Raw genomic sequence first — 14,431 nt, 5'->3', positions numbered from 1 at the left:
TGGTTTAAACGTACAAAACACCAACCAATCGGGCATTTGTTATGACTTCCACTTCAGCCATTTTACCAACCTACAAACGCCAGCCAATTCGCTTTGCCCGTGGTCAAGGCAGCTGGCTATACACTGCCGATGGCACGCCGTATTTAGACGCGCTGACGGGCATTGCGGTGTGCGGACTGGGGCATTGCCATCCACAAATCAGTGCCGCGATTGCCGAGCAAGCCGCAATTTTGGTACATACCAGTAACCTGTACGAAATCGACTGGCAAGAAACCGCAGGCGCAAAACTGTGCCAAGTGGCAGGCATGGACAAGGTATTTTTTGCCAACAGTGGCGCAGAAGCCAACGAAGCTGCGCTCAAGATGGCGCGACGCTATGCCCACACACGTGGTATGGCACGCCCTAAGGTAATCGTCATGCAACACGCATTTCACGGGCGCACGCTTTTGACCGTGTCAGCAACTGCCAATGAAACAGCACGCGCAGGTTTTTACACCCTTGATGATGATTTTATCCGTGTGCCGTTTGGCGATAGCGCGGCGATTGAGGCGGCGTTGGCAGCGCATGACGATGTTTGCGCGGTTATGCTTGAGCCCATTCAGGGCGAAAGTGGGGTCAATACCGCAGCCGATGGCTTTGAATATTTGGTGCAAGTGCGTGCGGTGTGTGATGCGCATGATGTGTTGATGATTTTGGATGAAGTGCAAACGGGCAACGGACGCACGGGGCGATATTTTGCCTATCAGCACAGCACGATTGCACCCGATATTTTGACGACCGCCAAGGGCTTGGGCAATGGCTTTCCTGTCGGGGCGTGCATGACGCGAGGGCATGCCAACGAAATTTTTGGCTATGGTGCGCATGGCTCAACATATGGCGGTACGCCACTGGCCTGTCGCGTGGTGGCAGAGGTTATCGACGTGATCACCAACGAGGCTGCCATGAGCACCGCACAGCGCAACAGCGAGCTTTTGCAAACAACCTTGCTTGACGCGCTTGGCGATGAGGGCGTGACCTTGCGCGGTGCAGGCATGATGCTGGGCGTGGTGCTACCAACCGACCGCAACATTGAGTTTGCCAGCTTGGTTGATAAAGCGCGCGAACATCATCGGTTACTGATTAACGTGGCTGGTGGCAACGCCATTCGTCTATTGCCGCCGCTGAACATGACCACCGATGAAACGCTAGATGTCGCTGAGCGTTTGATTGCGTTATTAAAAAATGAACTTGCCGTCTAAAGGCAATGCGCGACCTGCGTTGTGCTTGGGTGTTTGTCTAGATGGTTTTTGGCTGGTTTGTTGGGTAGCATTGTGTAAGCGTACTTGATTTTTGCTATTTTCGCCTTTATTAAGTTGTTAGATTATACTAAGGACTTAATATTTATGAAAATTTCTTTTTTGGATTTGGTACCTGTCATCGCTGCTGACGGGGCTTCGGATGCACTACACAATACCGCCCGACTTGCCCAAACCGCCGAAAACGTCGGTCTAAACCGTTACTGGCTTGCCGAACACCACAACATGCCTGGTATCGCTAGCAGTGCGACCAGTGTATTGCTTAGCTATTTAGGTAGCCAAACCAGCCGCATTCGCTTAGGTTCGGGGGGCATCATGTTGCCCAACCATGCGCCTTTGGTGGTGGCTGAACAGTTTGGCACACTAGCGGCATTGTATGGTGAGCGATTTGACTTAGGTCTGGGGCGCGCACCAGGTACTGATGGTGCGACGTTTGCTGCCTTACGCCGTACGATGGGTGACGCCGAGCGTTTTCCGCAAGATGTGCAAGAGCTCATGGGTTATTTTACCGCGTCGGATCAGGCACGGGTCAAAGCCGTACCTGCGATAGGATTGAATGTACCGATTTGGATTTTGGGTTCGTCACTGTTTGGGGCACAATTGGCAGCAGCTTTAGGTTTGCCATATGTATTCGCCTCACACTTTGCGCCGCAGATGCTGATGCAAGCGGTGACCGTATACCGCGAAAACTTCCGCCCATCGGCTCAGCTGGATCAGCCGTATGTGATGGTGGCTGCCAATCTCTTGCTGGCTGATCGTCAGCGCGATGCCGAGTATCATTTCACCTCGGTACAGCAAGGCTTTGTTAATTTGCGTCGTGGTCGCCCGTCGTATGTGCCTGCGCCTGTTGAGGACATGGACGCGATTTGGACACCTGCCGAACACCAAATGGTTGATAGTGCGCTGTCGGTGTCGTTTGTCGGTGATACGACGCGCGTGCGTGAACGCTTGGCAAGCTTTATTGACCATGTCAAACCCGATGAATTAATCGTCACCGCCAATGTGCATGACATCGACGTGCGCGTGCATAGCTTGGAATTGGTGCCTGCATTGGCGTTATTCGATTTAAACACCGCTAGCCCCAGCACTGTCCATACTGCCTAAGCCTTATTTGATTTGCGCATCGAGTAAAGCCAAATTCTATCAACAGAATTTGGCTTTTTCATTGATAAGTTTGGTAAAAATTTATTACGGCAGAACATGATGGATTGTGAAAACTTCAAATAAAATCAGTATCTCAAGCTTATCATCTACCTTTGGCAATCATAAATCCAAAATTTTTACAAGCTAGTATTTTAAAAAATATTGGGTTATATTGTGCTCACATTTTTAGCCAACCACTAGATATAGTTATTTTAATCATCAGCTTGTATTAAATAAAGTTAAACCAATGCTTACGTTTATCCAAACGTGAGACAGAATACCTTTGCCTAAACTTTAATGCCAGCAGCAAAATAACGTGACAATCATGTGGTTAAGTCGGCTAATTTGCATCCACACAATCAACGGGAGCACGCTATGACCCCTGCCAAAGACATCATGGTTCAAAAACGCGACGGGCGGCTTGAGCCGATTAATCTAGACAAAATCCACCGCGTCATCGAGTGGGCGGCGACGGGACTGGATAATGTTTCGGTATCGCAGGTCGAGCTGAGCGCGCATATCCAGTTTTATGACAATATCACGACCAAAAGCATTCATGAAACCATCATCAAGTCTGCCGCGGATTTGATTTCTGTGGCAACGCCTGATTATCAGTACCTTGCCGCGCGTTTGGCGATTTTTCATTTGCGCAAAATCGCGTTTGGGCAGTTTGAGCCGCCGCATTTGCTAGCCCATGTGCAAAAACTCACCGCCGCAGGCAAGTATGACGTGCACCTGTTGGCAGATTATGATGAGGCTGAATTTGACGCGCTCAACGCCTATCTTGATCACGACCGCGATTTGAATTTTGCCTATGCTGCTGTCAAGCAAATGGAAGGCAAGTACTTGGTACAAGACCGTGTAACCAAACAAGTGTTTGAAAGTCCACAGTTTTTGTATATGCTAATTGGTATGTGCCTGTTTGCCAATTATGACAAATTGTATGACAAGGCAACGCGCTTGGATTATGTTAAACGCTTTTATGACGCGGTATCGCAGTTTAAGATTTCATTGCCCACGCCGATTATGTCGGGCGTGCGTACACCATCGCGCCAGTTTAGTTCATGCGTGCTAATTGAGTGCGACGACAGCTTAGATAGCATTAACGCAACAACCAGCGCGATTGTGCGCTATGTATCGCAGCGTGCAGGCATTGGCATTAACGCAGGGCGAATTCGCGCGATCGGTAGCCCCATTCGTGGCGGTGAGGCGCAGCACACAGGCTGTATTCCGTTTTATAAGCTGTTTCAAACGGCGGTTAAATGCTGCTCACAAGGCGGCGTGCGTGGCGGTGCAGCGACGTTGTTTTATCCGATTTGGCATTTAGAAGTTGAAAGCCTTTTGGTTTTAAAAAATAACCGCGGCGTAGAAGACAATCGCGTGCGCCACATGGATTATGGCGTGCAGATCAACAAAACCATGTACCAACGTTTGATCAAAAACCAAGCGATTACCTTGTTTTCGCCATCCGATGTACCAGGTCTGTATGACGCATTTTTTGCCGACCAAGCCGAATTTGAACGCTTATACGCCCAATATGAAGCCGACCCAAGCATTCGCAAGCAGTCGATTGCCGCGCAAGAACTGTTTAGCCTGATGATGCAAGAGCGTGCCAGCACAGGGCGGATTTATGTGCAAAACGTCGATCATTGCAATACCCATAGCCCGTTTGACCCTACCAAAGCACCAATTCGCCAATCCAATTTGTGCATGGAAATCGCCTTGCCGACCAAGCCTCTTGACAACATCAACGATGAGCATGGCGAAATCGCGCTGTGTACGCTGTCAGGTATTAACTTGGGCAAAATCGAGCAGCTTGAGGATTTACAAGAACCTGCCGAATTGATTGTCCGCGCACTCGATGCGTTGCTTGATTATCAGGACTACCCTGTAGCGGCCGCCAAAAATGGCTCCATGCAGCGGCGCACACTGGGCGTGGGTGTGATCAACTATGCGTATTACTTGGCAAAAAACAACACCAAATACTCCGATCCTGCCGCCCTGCCCTTGACCCATCGCACGTTTGAGACAATGCAGTACTACCTGCTCAAAGCATCTAACCAGCTTGCCAAAGAGCAAGGCGCGTGCCCCGCATTTGGTGACACCACCTACGCACGTGGCGTGTTGCCGATTGACACCTACAAAGCAGACGTGGACGGCATTTGCCAAGAGCCATTGCGCTGCGATTGGGAAGGTTTACGCGCTGACATCTTGGCGCATGGGCTGCGTAACAGCACGCTAAGCGCGTTGATGCCGTCAGAAACATCAAGCCAAATTGCCAACGCAACCAATGGTATCGAGCCGCCGCGCGGTTTGGTGTCGGTCAAAGCCTCAAAAGACGGAATTTTAAAACAAGTCGTCCCTGAAATTGACACGCTCAAAGACCAGTATGAGCTACTGTGGCAAATGCCAAACAACAACGGCTATTTGCAACTGGTTGCCATCATGCAAAAATTCATCGACCAAAGCATTTCTGCCAACACCAACTATGACCCTAGCAAGTTCACTGATAGACGCGTGCCCATGAAAGTCATGATTCAAGACCTATTGATGGCATACAAACTGGGGCTAAAAACCTTGTACTACCATAACACGCGCGATGGTGCCAACGATGCCCAAGGCGACTTGGCAAAAAAAGACCTCGCACGTAACAATGCCATGCAAGAAGTCGTGGTACAGGACGACGAAAACGGCTGTGCAGGTGGTGCGTGTACGCTGTGATGTTGAATGTTAAGCGAATACACGGTTGGAAAATGGCAATCGGCTTAGGCATGCTGCTAGCTGTGCTAACAGGTGCCAGCGGTTGCCAAGCCTATCCGCAGCATTATGACAGCCCAATTCCAATCCGCTTGCCACAATAATTAGACGGCTGCTTACTTAGGCTATTTTTTGAACGATAAAAAAATGCCCCTGTATTCAAACAGAGGCATTTTTTATTGAGGCAGAATTTAAGCGGCTCAATTTAAACCGCCATTAGGCGTTATCTGCTGCCGCGCCGTCGGTGACGACCAGATCAATGCCGCTGTCATCGGCATTCATGCGTACCGAAACTGTACCGCCTTCGGTTAAATCACCAAACAAAATCATCTCTGCCAACGGTTTTTTGATTTCATCTTGGATCAAGCGACCCATCGGACGCGCACCCATCAAACGGTCATAGCCTTTGTCCGCCAAGTAATCACGTACGCCGTCGTCAATTTCTAGCACGACTTTTTTGTCATCAAGCTGTGCTTGTAGCTCAACCAAGAACTTATCAACCACCGACACAATCACATCTTTAGACAACGGATTGAAGTGAATCACCGCGTCTAAACGGTTGCGAAATTCAGGCGTAAACGTGCGTTTGATCGCCTCGCTGTTGTCGCGGCTGTGATCTTGTTGGGTAAAGCCCATCGTGTTACGGCTGATACTTTCTGCACCAACGTTAGTAGTCATGATCAAAATGACTTGCTTAAAGCTTGCCGTACGCCCGTTGTTATCGGTCAAGGCACCGTGGTCCATGACTTGTAGCAACAGGTTGAACACATCAGGATGCGCTTTTTCAATTTCATCCAGCAGCAACACACAGTGTGGAAACTGGTTGATTTTTTCGGTCAATAAGCCGCCTTGATCAAAGCCCACATAGCCTGGCGGCGCACCAATCAAGCGTGACGCGGTATGCGCTTCCATGTATTCAGACATATCAAAGCGTACCAATTCAATGCCGAGTAAATTCGCCAACTGACGGCTAACTTCAGTTTTACCCACACCCGTTGGGCCAGCAAACAAGAACGAACCAATCGGCTTATCCTCAGGCTTAAGCCCTGCGCGCGATAGCTTGATGGCATCTGCCAAAGTTTTGATGGCTTCATCTTGCCCAAAAACCAAGTGTTTGAGGTTACCTTCTAGGTCTTTGAGCACGGTTTTGTCATCGCTTGACACCGATTTTGGCGGAATACGCGCGATTTTTGCCACGATATGCTCAATTTGCGGCACATCAATCAACGCTGCCTCGGTTTGCGCTTGAGCTTGTGTGTCGGCATTGCCTGCATCGTCAAGTTTTGTCAACGGCTGCTGTAAGCGCACAAACGCACCTGCCTCGTCAATCACATCAATGGCTTTATCGGGCAAAAAGCGTTCATGAATGTGTTTGACCGCCAAATTAACCGCGCTTTGCAAGGCTTCATCGGTATAGCGCACGTGATGAAAATCCTCATAACGCGCTTTTAATCCGCGCAAAATATCAATGGCTTCATCAGCCGTTGGTTCATTGACATCAATTTTTTGAAAACGACGGCTTAATGCGTGGTCTTTTTCAAACACTTGACGATATTCGGTAAACGTGGTCGAACCAATGCAGCGCAGCTCGCCATTCGCCAACGCAGGTTTAATCAAGTTTGACACATCCATGCTGCTGCTCATCGATGAGCCTGCACCGATAATCATGTGAATTTCATCGATAAACAAAATCGCGTTGGGCTTATTTTTAAGCGCATCTAGCAAAGCTTTCATACGTTTTTCAAAATCACCGCGGTATTTGGTGCCCGCAATCAACGCGCCAATATCAAGGCTATACACCACCGAATCTAGCAGCGGCTTGGGCGCTTGCTTATTGACAATCAGCCATGCCAAGCCCTCAGCAATCGAGGTTTTACCCACCCCAGGGTCACCAACCAACAGCGGATTGTTTTTTCGCCGACGACAGAGAATTTGCGCCGCGCGTTCAATCTCTTGTTTGCGCCCAATCAAGGGATCGGTGTTACCTTTGGCGGCTTTTTGGTTAAGGTTGGTCGCGTATTCGGTCAAGGGATCTTTGGCAGTGCGCTCAGCACTTGGCTCACCTGTGCTGTCAGCAGTTTTTTCTTTATCTTTGTTGCCGTGTGACAGGTATTGGGTCAGCTCAAGACGGGTAATGCTTTGTTTTTTCAGCAAATACACCGCGTAGGTATCGTGCTCAGAGAACATCGACACCAGCAAGTCTGCGCCCTCAACCGAACGGTTGCCTGAAGCAGATTGCACATGAAAAATTGCACGCTGCAAAATTCGGTCAAAACTGCGCGTTGGCTGCGGTGCCACGTCGTCTTTATCATTGACCACAGGGGTATGCTCATCGATATAAGCGTTAAGCTCACTGGCAAGCTGCTCAAGGTTTGCCGCACAAGCAACCAATGCCTCGACCGCGCTGTCGTTTTCTAATAACACAAGCAGCAAATGCTCAACGGTCAGGTACTCGTGGGCACGCTGTTTTGCCAATGTCACCGCCGCGCGCAGCGTGGTTTGTAGTTCTAGACTTAGCATAAATCATCCTTATTATGGCGGACTTGGCAAGCCTCGGCACAGCTTTAATGCGCCACACACTTACCAAGTGATTATCGATTAATAAGGCTAAATGGTCAGAAAATCAAGAGCACGATGTGGCACAAATTACTTGTCAATACAATACTTTGTCAATGCATCTTAAACCCTTGCTGTGCTAGATTTAAGCATCAGGCTGTGGTTCAATTTGGGTTAAAAGCGGAAAACCTGCTTGGCGCGCTTCTCGATTGACGGCTTGGGCTTTGGTCTCGGCGATGTCTTTGGGGTACACGCCTGCAATGCCCCTGCCTTCGTGATGAATCGCCAGCATGATGCTGACGGCTTGGTCAAGGTTGTGTTTAAAATGATCTTGTAACACACCGACGACAAACTCCATCGGCGTATAGTCATCATTGTACATGATGACGGCATAATGCCGTGGGCGTTTGAGTTCAGGGTCTGCCAACAAGACATCATCGAGTGGCTCACCCTCAGGCGTGATGTCATTGTCAATGGCGCGGATGGTTGTGTGGGTAGGCTGACTGGGATAATGCCAATCGGCGGCTGCCTTAACAGGCACAAAAACACAGGATGGTAAAATAGCTAAGGTAGTTGGCATAATTTTGGCAAATGACTGACGACAAGATGACGTTATTGTAAGCATAAATCCCGAAAATTCAAGCACATTTGCTACTGATCTGCCACTGATTAACTATGGATTATATTGAGATTACCTCAAGGCGTGGCAGTGCTTGCAGCACTCACACCACTAGCGACTGGGCTGCTATCTTGAATTGGGCGGTCATCGGTATTGGGTGTTTCTGCCAGTGAATACGGCAGATTATCAAGCCGCTCGCCCTCTTGCCAGTCATACACCTGCTCGATGTTTTGCCTAGCTGCCGCCAATTCCACTTTGATTTGCTTGGGCTTAAAATCCTTGGGCATAATAAAGCGACCACGCACCCGCGCCACGCCGTTGATATCATAGCTGGCAGGCTCAATCGGCACTTCGACCATATTGACATCATCAAGTAGCGTAAGCTTAGGTGTTAGTTTTTTGGTTTGTCCCGAGCGGTCTACCATACCGACATCAAAACGGTATTCAAAGGCATTTTCGGGCAACGGCGCGATTTGAATACCAATCAGCTGTAGCTCTGCGCCACCGCGTTTGGCAAGCTCCTTGATCAAAAACTCATCTTGTTGCTGAACTTGCAAATTGGTCAAACGTAAGCTATCTAAATCCTCACGCAAGCCATCAAGGTTACTTAGGCTAATATCGCGCTCTTGTTGGGCATTGGCGACCGCGGTTTGTAAGGTCTGGATTTTACTGTTTAAGGCTTTAACGTTGCTGGCAGTTAGCGCTTCACTTGGCACGCCAACCCGCGCTTGCAAGGCAGATTTGCCCAAGGCACGCTGGTAGCCGATGCGCTGCCCAAACAACAATGCCAATAACGCAACCAATAATAAACTGATAGCAAACGCTATCAACAGCCCCGATAGCTCACTTTTTTGCCGCAAAACATTGCGCCGTGTGGTTTGGGTGGTTGGCAAAGGTTGTTGTGAAGGTTCGGGCAATGCCATAAAGATTCTCAAAACCAGTCATTGGGTCTGTCTACCGTTTTACATAGGCATCGGTAGACAGACAATGAATTATAATTGCGTATGTTGGTTGGATTAATCGGCGATTTGCCCAGCTTGACTTATAACCAAAGGCAAAAATTAACCAAAGGCAAAAATCTGCCACGCATGGGCGGTAAATTCGCCCATTATAAACAATCTTGCCGCAAAAAACAGTGCTATTTATCATCACGCGCTGTTTTAGGCAATCGTTGTAGTTGGGTGTACACCTTTTGTCACATCACTACGGCACCACAGGCGTAAGCGTCAGTCCGTGTGTTTCGGGCAATTCAAACATCAAATTCATATTTTGCACTGCTTGCCCTGCCGCACCTTTGACCAAATTGTCCTGTACTACCAAAATTGTCAGCATCAGGCTATCGGGCAAGGTCTGCACGGCAATACGCAGGCGATTGCTGGCGCGTACGCTACGCGTGTCAGGGTAAGTAGCTTGCGGCATAATATCAATAAAGGTTTCATCGGCATAGGCTTGCTCATACAACGCTTGCCAGTCTTGCTTGCGCCCTGCATCTGTCAAGCGCAGATGAATGGTGCTAAACATACCGCGAATCATGGGTACAAGGTGCGGCACAAAACGGATATCATGGCGTTGGACAGCGTGGTTATGCTGGCTAAGTAAGTCATTCACACCTTGCTCGATCTCGGGCAAATGTCGATGCCCTGCCACGCCATAGGCTTTAAAATTGTCCGCCGTTTCGCTAAACAACAAATCCATCTTGGCTTGTCTGCCTGCACCTGATACGCCTGATTTGGCATCAATGATGATCCACGGCTCAATCAGTGCTTGCCGTTGTTGGTTTTGTTGGTCAATAAGCGGCTTTAAGCCCAAAATTGCTGTCGTTGGGTAGCAGCCAGGATTACCAACAACACGCGCCTTTTTAATCGCCGCACGATTGACTTCAGGCAAGCCATATACCGCTTCACGCAACAGCTTAGGGCAAGCGTGATCTAGCTGATACCATGTTTTAAAATCTTCCAATGATTGCAAACGAAAATCCGCCGCCAAATCAATGACTTTGGTGTTATTTTGCAACAAAAATTCAGCATACTGCATGGCAACGCCGTGTGGTGTGGCAAAAAATACCACATCGCATTCTGCCAACCGTTTGGGATCTAAATCACTAAATACCAAGTCCGACACACCGCGCAAACTTGCAAATAAATCTGCCACGCGCCTGCCTGCCTCGCTGCGTGAGGTGAGTTGGGTGATGGTAACATCGGGATGTTGGCTCAACAACCGAATCAGCTCAACGCCCGTATAGCCTGTGCCACCCACGATGCCGACGTTTATCATTTTTTGCCCCATGCGCTGGTCTAAAAGAATACTGCGCGTAAGCTTAGCACACATTTACCAGCAAAACTAGACGGTGTATAATGCCATCAAGCGCGTCGCGCATTGAACAATTTTTTATCACAATGATTTAACATGCTTAAACAAATCATCTGTATCAAATGGGGCACCAAATACAGCGCAGGCTACGTCAATAAGCTGTATGGCATGGTTAGCCGCAACATCACGCCGCCATTTCGTTTTGTCTGCTTTACTGACAACACCGATGGTATTCGCCCTGAGGTCGAATGCCAACCATTACCGCCAAGTGATATCCCAATGCCCAAAAATACGTTGGGTAAATGGCCCAAATCGCGCTTATGGAACGCAACACTTGGCGATGTCACGGGTACGGTGCTGTTTTTGGATTTAGATGTCGTCATTGTTGGTAATCTCGATGATTTTTTTAGTTATGCCAACCCCGATGACACAGTGTTGTCATACAACCCAAGCAACCCACTAGAACGGCTTGGGCAAACCTCTTGTTTCCGATTTAAAGTCGGTAGCCTGGTGCCATTGTTGGAAAAATTTCGCGCAGACCCACAAGGCGTGGCGGATAAATACCGTTTTGAGCAGCGTTTTGTCACCAAAAACGCGCCCAACGGCATTAAATTATTCCCCAAAGCATGGGTGGTGCATTTTCGGCGCAAGTGCCGCCAGCCGTTTCCACTCAATTATGTGTTACCGCCCAAATTGCCACATGATGCCCGTATTGTGATTTTTCCTGGTGATTTGTATCCGCAAAATGCGATTGATGGCAAATACAACAAGCAATCTGCCAATAATGCCAAAGACCATTTAGCACGCTTATTTACCCCTGAAAAACTTAAGCATCCGATCAAGCATTTGCGCCATTTTATTTTGCCAACCGATTGGGTAGCACAGCACTGGCGTGAGTAAGGTGTGTTTTAGTGTTGTAATCAATTTAAATAACCATCAAGAAAAGATATGATGAACAATCAAGAACCCATTCGAATATTTGTTGGCTGTGATCCCAACAACAGTGACCTTGAGCAAATGATGGTGCTAGATTATAGCATTCACAAACACACCCAGCAGCCCGTGCAAATCATTTGGATGCAGCTGTCGCATGACCCAAACAGCGCTTGGTATGCCGACCCTGCAACAGGCAACGGCTGGCGCACGCAAGACTGGGCAACGCCATTTTCAGGATTTCGCTGGGCAATTCCTGAATATTGCGGCTTTGCAGGGCGTGCAATTTATATGGATGCCGATATGCTGGTGCTAAGCGATATCAACGAGCTATGGCAACACCCCATCACTGGGGATGCAGTGGTCGCTGCCAAAGGCAATGGTGATTTGATGCGGCTGTGCACCTGTGTGTGGGATTGTGCCAAAGCGCAAGCGGTTTTGCCACCATTGGCTAAGCTACAAGCCGACCCTGACAGCCATCAGCACATGATGCGCCTGTTTCGCGAACATCCTGAATGGGTTGAGGTGTACCAAGACCATTTTAATTGCGTTGATGGCGAAGAACTGCCGATTGAGGCGATTAAGATTTTGCATTATTCGGATATGGGTACGCAGTTTAGCCACCGTTATTCATTGCCGCGGCTGCAGCAAGAGGGCGGTCAGCATTGGTTTGATGGGCAGATCTTGCCGCATCCTCGGCAGGATTTGGCAGCGCTTTTTGACCAGTACTATCACGAAGCGTTGGCAGCAGGCTACACGGTTGAGAATTACCGCACCGAACCGTTTGGCGCATTTAACAAAAAAAGCCACAAACGCTACAAAGGCAATGCCATCACCCGCCCCAATCATGCGCAAAAATCGTCTTGGTTAGGCAGTAAATTGGATAGATTACTCAAACGCGGCTAACGCTTGCTTGTTGCCTTTGTTTTATAGACCAAGAATTACCAAGGATTGGCATGCAGGTTGTATTGGTTATCAACTCACTGCAAGGCGGCGGTGCAGAGAAGTTTGTACTCACGCTGGGTGAGGCGTTAGTCGCGCTTGGGCATACTGTTGATGTGGTGTATTTTGAGGATATCATTGAGCACACCGTAAGCCCAAACTTACGCTATCATCTATTGGCATTTAATAAATTAAGCCGCAGTATTCCAAAGCCCATTCGCTATCGGCTCTTTGCCCGTCAAGTCGATGCGCTGATTAGCAAGCTTGCCCCCGATGTTGTACTGGTTAATCTGTATCGCGCCTATGAAATATTTTTATACTCCAAATTAGCCACCCAAGGCATGGCGGTAAATTTTGTTTTGCATAATTATTTATCAAGCAAATTAGATTGGCAAAACTTGTCCTCAAAAAAACAACAGCATTATCAACGCGTGTTTACCCGATATCCCACGATTGCGGTTAGCTATGGCATGGCACAGGATTTTAAAAATCTGTTTGGTGAAAATGTACCGCTCACCACCATTCATAACCCAATCAACCCGAAATTGCGCGTTTAGCGACAGCGTTTGTGCCTGATTTGGCGCAAGGTTATATCGTTCATGTGGGCAGCTTTAAACCACAAAAAAATCACGCGCTGCTTTTACAAGCCTATGCCCAATCCAGCCGCCGCTATCCGTTGGTATTGGTTGGCAAAGGCGTACTTGAGGCGCAAATTCGGACGCAAATTGCAAAGCTTGGCTTACAAGATGAGGTGATATTGGCAGGCTTTCAGTCCAATCCGTATCCATTTGTCAAAAACGCGCGCGGATTTGTTTTATCCTCTGATTTTGAGGGAATGCCGATTGCGTTGATGGAGGCCGTCGCACTCGCTGTGCCTGCAATCAGCACGGACTGTCCGTCAGGCCCCAGTGAGATTTTACCGGCGCATCACCTAGTGCCTGTTGGTGATCGCGCCGCGCTGACAGCCAAGCTCAACGCCTTGATGGACAACCCTGCTGATTTTGTCGCACCGTTTAATCCGCAGTTTTTACCCGAAAATGTCGCGCGGCAGTATATGGATTTTGCTGACGCTACTCGCCAGTTGTAGGTGATCTATGATACTCAAAAACTATGTAATTCACGTTACAGGCAATGCCGCTCGCCATGCGCATATTGTCGAGCAGTTTGGCAATCAAGAGATTGATTTTGAATTTTTCGCCGCGGTCACGCCAACTACTATTCATACGGTTGCCGTTCAGTTAGGCATCCATATCGCCAACACATCGTGCAGTACAGGTGAAATCAGCTGTCTGCTCAGCCATGTTAGCCTTTGGCGGCATTGTGTAGAGGCGCAGTTGGACTTTATGGGTGTGTTTGAAGATGATATTTGTTTGGGTGAAAATAGCAATTTATTACTCACAGATGATGATTGGCTAAAAAAACTCAACCAACCCATCGTTAAGCTAGAAAAATTTAGCCGCCGTGTGCATCTAGGCAAACCTGCTTATGATATCAAAGACACCAACCGCCGTGCCTACCCACTTTTGACCAAAAACTTGGGCACGGCAGGCTATTTTATATCGCAGCAAGGCGCGCGATATTTATTGGATTTTGTGCGTCAATTACCGCAATTAGAAGCGATTGATGTGCTGATGTTTGACAATGAAAAACACCCCAAAGCCATACCGATTTATTTGGTCGAGCCTGCCTGCGTGATTCAAATCCACAAACTCCACCCCAGCCTTAAAAATGACCTAGCCAGTTAAATTCGCGCAAGCCGCAGCAAGTCCTTGACCACGACAAAGTCCAAAAATCCGCTTACACGAGTGTATCGTGAGCTGCAACGCACCGCCAAACCGCTGTATATGCATTATCCAACGTTTAAATAGTGACAATC

General features: G+C 48.5%; 12 protein-coding genes. 8 read left to right on the top strand and 4 right to left on the bottom strand.

All coding sequences use genetic code 11. From position 1 onward, the window contains the following. Positions 1–41: 41 nt before the first annotated feature. The 3 genes from MA2_RS00495 to nrdA all read left to right on the top strand — a co-directional run bounded on the left by MA2_RS00495 (position 42) and on the right by nrdA (position 5,159). Positions 42–1,238 (top strand): acetylornithine/succinylornithine family transaminase, encoded by a 1,197-nt coding sequence (locus tag MA2_RS00495; protein ID WP_067054851.1) that lies wholly within the window; start codon positions 42–44, stop codon positions 1,236–1,238. Positions 1,239–1,382: 144 nt separating this feature from the next. After that, a complete protein-coding gene (locus MA2_RS00490) occupies positions 1,383–2,399 on the top strand; it encodes an LLM class flavin-dependent oxidoreductase (RefSeq protein WP_067054848.1) in 1,017 nt (338 codons plus the stop codon). Positions 2,400–2,813: 414 nt separating this feature from the next. Next, complete coding sequence (gene nrdA / locus MA2_RS00485; protein WP_079351985.1) at positions 2,814–5,159, top strand: class 1a ribonucleoside-diphosphate reductase subunit alpha; 2,346 nt, start codon at positions 2,814–2,816, stop codon at positions 5,157–5,159. A gap of 252 nt (positions 5,160–5,411) precedes the next feature. Here the strand turns inward: nrdA and clpA are convergent, their stop codons facing one another. The 4 genes from clpA to argC form a co-directional block, all read right to left on the bottom strand. Beyond that, entirely contained in the window at positions 5,412–7,715 is a 2,304-nt protein-coding gene (gene clpA / locus MA2_RS00480; RefSeq protein WP_067054844.1) for an ATP-dependent Clp protease ATP-binding subunit ClpA, read from the bottom strand. Between the two features lie 181 nt (positions 7,716–7,896). Continuing rightward, complete coding sequence (locus MA2_RS00475) at positions 7,897–8,331, bottom strand: ATP-dependent Clp protease adaptor ClpS (protein ID WP_067054841.1); 435 nt, start codon at positions 8,329–8,331, stop codon at positions 7,897–7,899. Positions 8,332–8,447: 116 nt separating this feature from the next. Next, the gene (locus tag MA2_RS00470) at positions 8,448–9,293 is read right to left on the bottom strand and encodes a hypothetical protein (protein ID WP_067054837.1); all 846 of its coding nucleotides are present in this window, start codon (positions 9,291–9,293) and stop codon (positions 8,448–8,450) included. A gap of 280 nt (positions 9,294–9,573) precedes the next feature. Further along, a complete protein-coding gene (gene argC, locus MA2_RS00460; protein WP_067055374.1) occupies positions 9,574–10,644 on the bottom strand; it encodes an N-acetyl-gamma-glutamyl-phosphate reductase in 1,071 nt (356 codons plus the stop codon). A 132-nt stretch (positions 10,645–10,776) separates the two neighbouring features. Between argC and MA2_RS00455 the strand changes: the two genes are divergently transcribed. Genes MA2_RS00455 through MA2_RS00435 form a run of 5 tightly spaced genes read left to right on the top strand, consistent with a single transcriptional unit; the run spans position 10,777 to position 14,300 of the window. Further along, positions 10,777–11,580, top strand: coding sequence for a glycosyl transferase (locus MA2_RS00455; RefSeq protein ID WP_067054832.1), 804 nt, complete (start codon positions 10,777–10,779; stop codon positions 11,578–11,580). Positions 11,581–11,628: 48 nt separating this feature from the next. Next, complete coding sequence (locus tag MA2_RS00450) at positions 11,629–12,519, top strand: glycosyltransferase (RefSeq protein ID WP_079351987.1); 891 nt, start codon at positions 11,629–11,631, stop codon at positions 12,517–12,519. 50 nt (positions 12,520–12,569) lie between these two features. Then, complete coding sequence (locus MA2_RS00445; RefSeq protein WP_067054826.1) at positions 12,570–13,112, top strand: glycosyltransferase; 543 nt, start codon at positions 12,570–12,572, stop codon at positions 13,110–13,112. Between the two features lie 11 nt (positions 13,113–13,123). Then, positions 13,124–13,642, top strand: coding sequence for a glycosyltransferase (locus tag MA2_RS00440; RefSeq protein ID WP_067054823.1), 519 nt, complete (start codon positions 13,124–13,126; stop codon positions 13,640–13,642). A 7-nt stretch (positions 13,643–13,649) separates the two neighbouring features. Further along, positions 13,650–14,300 carry a glycosyltransferase family 25 protein gene (locus MA2_RS00435; RefSeq protein WP_067054818.1) on the top strand — a complete coding sequence of 217 codons (651 nt, stop codon included), beginning with the start codon at positions 13,650–13,652 and terminating at the stop codon, positions 14,298–14,300. Positions 14,301–14,431: the final 131 nt, after the last annotated feature.

Origin of the sequence: Moraxella atlantae NBRC 14588 (assembly GCF_001591265.1) — a bacterium.
Classification (GTDB): Bacteria; Pseudomonadota; Gammaproteobacteria; order Pseudomonadales; family Moraxellaceae; genus Faucicola; species Faucicola atlantae.
The sequence above is the reverse complement of the archived record's forward strand: the minus strand, read 5'-3'. Positions and strand labels throughout refer to the sequence as shown.

What these genes read in the sequence shown, in the direction of transcription:
- argC (WP_067055374.1), bottom strand. Translation starts at nt 10,644, where the DNA reads ATGATAAACGTCGGCATCGTGGGTGGCACAGGCTATACGGGCGTTGAG.
- MA2_RS00455 (WP_067054832.1), top strand. Translation starts at nt 10,777, where the DNA reads ATGCTTAAACAAATCATCTGTATCAAATGGGGCACCAAATACAGCGCA.
- MA2_RS00470 (WP_067054837.1), bottom strand. Translation starts at nt 9,293, where the DNA reads ATGGCATTGCCCGAACCTTCACAACAACCTTTGCCAACCACCCAAACC.
- MA2_RS00435 (WP_067054818.1), top strand. Translation starts at nt 13,650, where the DNA reads ATGATACTCAAAAACTATGTAATTCACGTTACAGGCAATGCCGCTCGC.
- nrdA (WP_079351985.1), top strand. Translation starts at nt 2,814, where the DNA reads ATGACCCCTGCCAAAGACATCATGGTTCAAAAACGCGACGGGCGGCTT.
- MA2_RS00490 (WP_067054848.1), top strand. Translation starts at nt 1,383, where the DNA reads ATGAAAATTTCTTTTTTGGATTTGGTACCTGTCATCGCTGCTGACGGG.
- clpA (WP_067054844.1), bottom strand. Translation starts at nt 7,715, where the DNA reads ATGCTAAGTCTAGAACTACAAACCACGCTGCGCGCGGCGGTGACATTG.
- MA2_RS00495 (WP_067054851.1), top strand. Translation starts at nt 42, where the DNA reads ATGACTTCCACTTCAGCCATTTTACCAACCTACAAACGCCAGCCAATT.
- MA2_RS00475 (WP_067054841.1), bottom strand. Translation starts at nt 8,331, where the DNA reads ATGCCAACTACCTTAGCTATTTTACCATCCTGTGTTTTTGTGCCTGTT.
- MA2_RS00445 (WP_067054826.1), top strand. Translation starts at nt 12,570, where the DNA reads ATGCAGGTTGTATTGGTTATCAACTCACTGCAAGGCGGCGGTGCAGAG.
- MA2_RS00450 (WP_079351987.1), top strand. Translation starts at nt 11,629, where the DNA reads ATGATGAACAATCAAGAACCCATTCGAATATTTGTTGGCTGTGATCCC.